4 protein-coding genes are annotated in these 3729 nt (G+C 37.8%); 1 reads left to right on the plus strand and 3 read right to left on the minus strand.

The features are described 5' to 3' along the window. Positions 1-54: 54 nt before the first annotated feature. Positions 55-780: a serine/threonine-protein kinase gene (locus VB711_RS26240; RefSeq protein WP_323289373.1), complete on the minus strand. Its 726-nt coding sequence runs from the start codon at positions 778-780 to the stop codon at positions 55-57. A gap of 373 nt (positions 781-1153) precedes the next feature. Then, positions 1154-1603 carry a DUF29 domain-containing protein gene (locus VB711_RS26245; protein WP_323289374.1) on the minus strand — a complete coding sequence of 150 codons (450 nt, stop codon included), beginning with the start codon at positions 1601-1603 and terminating at the stop codon, positions 1154-1156. A gap of 449 nt (positions 1604-2052) precedes the next feature. Here VB711_RS26245 and VB711_RS26250 point away from each other — a divergent pair, with 449 nt between their 5' ends. Then, positions 2053-2508: a pentapeptide repeat-containing protein gene (locus VB711_RS26250; RefSeq protein ID WP_323289375.1), complete on the plus strand. Its 456-nt coding sequence runs from the start codon at positions 2053-2055 to the stop codon at positions 2506-2508. A gap of 319 nt (positions 2509-2827) precedes the next feature. Here VB711_RS26250 and metK read toward each other — a convergent pair. Next, positions 2828-3729 (minus strand): methionine adenosyltransferase (gene metK, locus VB711_RS26255; RefSeq protein WP_323289376.1); only part of this gene is annotated, 902 nt, incomplete at its 5' end.

Raw genomic sequence — 3729 nt, forward strand, 5'->3', positions numbered from 1 at the left:
ATTATCATTAATTTTAAGTTACTCTATTATTGGTTATTGTTGGGTTTCCTTGCGTCAACCCAACCTACTTCTATCTGTCAGCAAAAATATAAAAGTCCGTCCTAATGCAAAAAAGTCTGACTGTTGTACTGAATAACCGTTTTGTTGTTCTGGTGGTGAATAACCTTGAGAAATAATTCTAGTATGGGAATTTCCCGCCAAAATTGTTGTTGTGATTTGTCGAACTGCACCAAAATCAATTAAAACAAGTTGCCCACTTGGTCGCAACATGATATTTTCAGGCTTAATATCACGATGAAAATATTGTTGAGCGTGTACTAAAGCGAGAATTTCTACAATTTGTTTCAGCCAATTGAGAGCTTGATTTTCAGAAATAGTTTGATAATTACGAAATTTCATCCATTGATCTAAATTTACTCCTTCAATTTTCTCCATTACCAAGCAATTCAATGGTACAGAGCTATTTTTAGGTAAAAAGGTAAAATAACCGTCTGCTTCTACTTTGGGAATACCCACACTATTTAACTGACTCAAAACCTTGGCTTCTTGTTGAAACAGTTCAACGGCTTTGGGGTTATTCTCTGTTAGCACTTTTAAAACTTTGGTTTTTCCACCGTCGTCAATTTCAAAAGTGTTCCCAAAACCACCTTGTCCCAGTTGTTTAAGTACCCGATAGCGATTTTGCAGCAGTAGTTGTGACCCACAGTTACGACAAATAGGATTATTTGCATTCGCTGGGTCAATAGGTTTTGGACAATGGGGAGCGATACAATGGCTCATTTTATGGAAATAAACCCCATCAAAAATAGAGTTATACTTATACCTAAAAAGGCATAAGTATTTAAAGTTTTAGTACAAAATTTTATGAAATTACTGGTAATTTAACATATATTGTGTATTTTGGAAATCCCTATACACTTCAAAATATCAAGCTATTATCAGCCTACAAGAACTTAATCCTATAGCTTGGCTTGTTTATTTTATTTGGAAAATTTCTAGTTAGCGATTATCATCCAATACAGTTGCGTTAGAAAAGGTTGTAGTGTAATATTCTAGCGATGAGATGGCGAGTTAAAGCCATGAACAATATCTTCTCAACCACCACAACATTAATAATTAGTGGACTATTATTTCTGATGAAGCTATCTAAAGATTATTCAAGCAAATAGTCATCGGGATTAATGTTTAAAACATCGGATTTGCTAAAGGGACATAATTCAGGAAAAGTGGCTAAAAGGGATTGTGTTTCAACAGCAGCCGCTTTACAAGCTTCATAGTAACATTCATCGAATACAGAATCAAAGTGACGCTTCAAACTAGGACTATTTTTAAACGCTTTGTTTAATCTTCGAGAATGTTCAATAATCGTATAAGACCAACTGGGAGAGCGTTTTTGAGGCTGATAATTCCATTTGAGTAAATGTTGAAATACCCGGATTAAATTACTCTCTAAAGCATCTTTTTCACTACGACTCATTCCTTCAATTTCTTCAAGTAAATTTTCAATATCTAATTGATCTAATTTCCCTTCCTTGAGTAAACACGCAGTTTGTTCTAACCAGAGATTAAAGTCAGTTTCGTAAAGGGTTCTTACAGTAAACATCGTGTAAATCCTCCTATAGATATACTTTAAATGGCTGAGATTTTAACCTTCATAAAATTCCGAAATAACCCAAATGTTTTCCCCTTAGACTCTTGCCCATGAATTAAAATTGGGTTTATCTTCTCGCTTTCATTCTATTCCTAGTTTACTTAGATTTATGTGTATATTATCTCGATCTGACACCTATGAGCGATGCTAAACCCCTACCTACTCAGTTACTTTATCTGCCTTAAAAAAAATTAACACAATATTTAACTACAACAATTTAGCTTTATCCCTCCACCAGACATACTCAAAACCAACACCAATAATACTTTTGACTCCCATAACCAAATCTTGAAACCTCACATCTAGCTTGTGAGATAAATCAATCTTCTTGATCAATTTTATGAGATAATAGAGTTGTGAGGTAAAGAACGGACGCTATTTGATTCCAAAGGGGAAAAATTATGAAACTCCAGCTATTAACTGTCATAGCCTTAGCGACTCCCCTACTTTTAAGCAACTCAGTACAAGCTGAAAACAAACAAGACTTATACAAGCTGCTGTCAACTGGGGAATGTGTAAGTTGCCATTTATCAGGAGCAAACCTCAGCGGCGCTCATTTAATCGGTGCGGATCTGCGGGGAGCAAATCTTCAGGGAGCCAACTTAACAGAAGCTAACCTCGAAGGTGCAGACCTCACTGGAGCTAATTTAGCAGGTGCTAATTTAACATCAGCCTTTGTGACTAACGTTAATTTGAAGCAAGCCAATCTCAACGGGGCAAACTTGACCAAAGCAACACTTAACGACTCAAACGTGTATCAAGCATCAATGAATGACTTAACCATCACCGATGCACAAATACATAATACAGCGATCGGTGTTGGTGGAGAAGATGCCCAAATTCCCGATTGGGATTAACAACAAATGGAATAGGCTGTAACTCCCCATAGAAAAACAATAGACATGACATCTCCAGGAAAGAATCTAGAGACGTTCCATGGAACGTCTCTACAATAGTTCTAGGAAACACATATTTATAGCAGGAGTCAGGAGTCAGGAGTCAGGAGTAAAACCCTGTTGTGAGACTCGTTTCATCAATGGCTTACGTCAAGCTGCGCTAACAATTGATGTCCTAACCACCTTGGCGGTTGCTATAATTTTCGCTTCATGTCTGATATCAAAAAACCTCTGCTTCAAATTAATGAAAGCAGAGGTATTTTTTAGGAAAAATGAAAGATTAACTTAAAGCTGAAGCATTCTCTTTCACGGAATTATTTGTATCTACAAGCAATTTATCAACAGCTTGCCTTAATACATCCGCCTTATCAGTACGTTCCCAAGGTAAATCTAAATCAGTCCGTCCTAAGTGACCGTAAGCCGCAACGTCCTGATAGAAACGTCCGCCCCTTTCACTGGGAAGGTTCTGTAAATTGAAAATATGGATAATTCCTGCTGGACGTAACTCAAAATGTTGTTTAACCAATTCCAGCAAGACATCATCATCTACAGTGCTAGTACCAAAAGTATCGACCAAAATACTAACTGGTCGTGCTACACCAATGGCATAACTTAGCTGCACTTCACATTTCTCTGCTAAACCAGCCGCCACAATATTTTTAGCAGCATAGCGAGCAGCATAAGCAGCAGAACGGTCTACTTTGGTGGGATCTTTACCAGAAAAAGCACCACCACCGTGTCGTGAATAACCACCATAGGTATCCACAATAATTTTCCGTCCGGTTAAACCAGAGTCTCCTTGAGGTCCACCGATAACAAATTTACCAGTCGGATTAACTAGGAATCGGGTATCCTCATTTGGTTTGATATTAATATCACCAAACACAGGTTCTACGACAGATGACCATAAGTCAGCTTTAATCTTGGCTTGTACTTCCGCATCATCACTAATATCCCCAATATTAGGTGTATGTTGGGTAGAAACCAAGATAGTATCAATCCCTACGGGTTTGCCATCTTCATAGGCCACGGTAACTTGGGTTTTACCATCTGGGCGTAAATAGGGCAAATCGCCTGTTTTGCGAACTGCTGCTAGTCTACGGGCAATGCGGTGAGCCAGACTGATAGGTAAAGGCATCAATTCTGGAGTTTCATTGCAAGCAAAACCAAACATGATCCCTT

The sequence above is a fragment of the Cronbergia sp. UHCC 0137 genome (assembly GCF_034932285.1).
Taxonomy (GTDB): Bacteria; Cyanobacteriota; Cyanobacteriia; order Cyanobacteriales; family Nostocaceae; genus Cronbergia.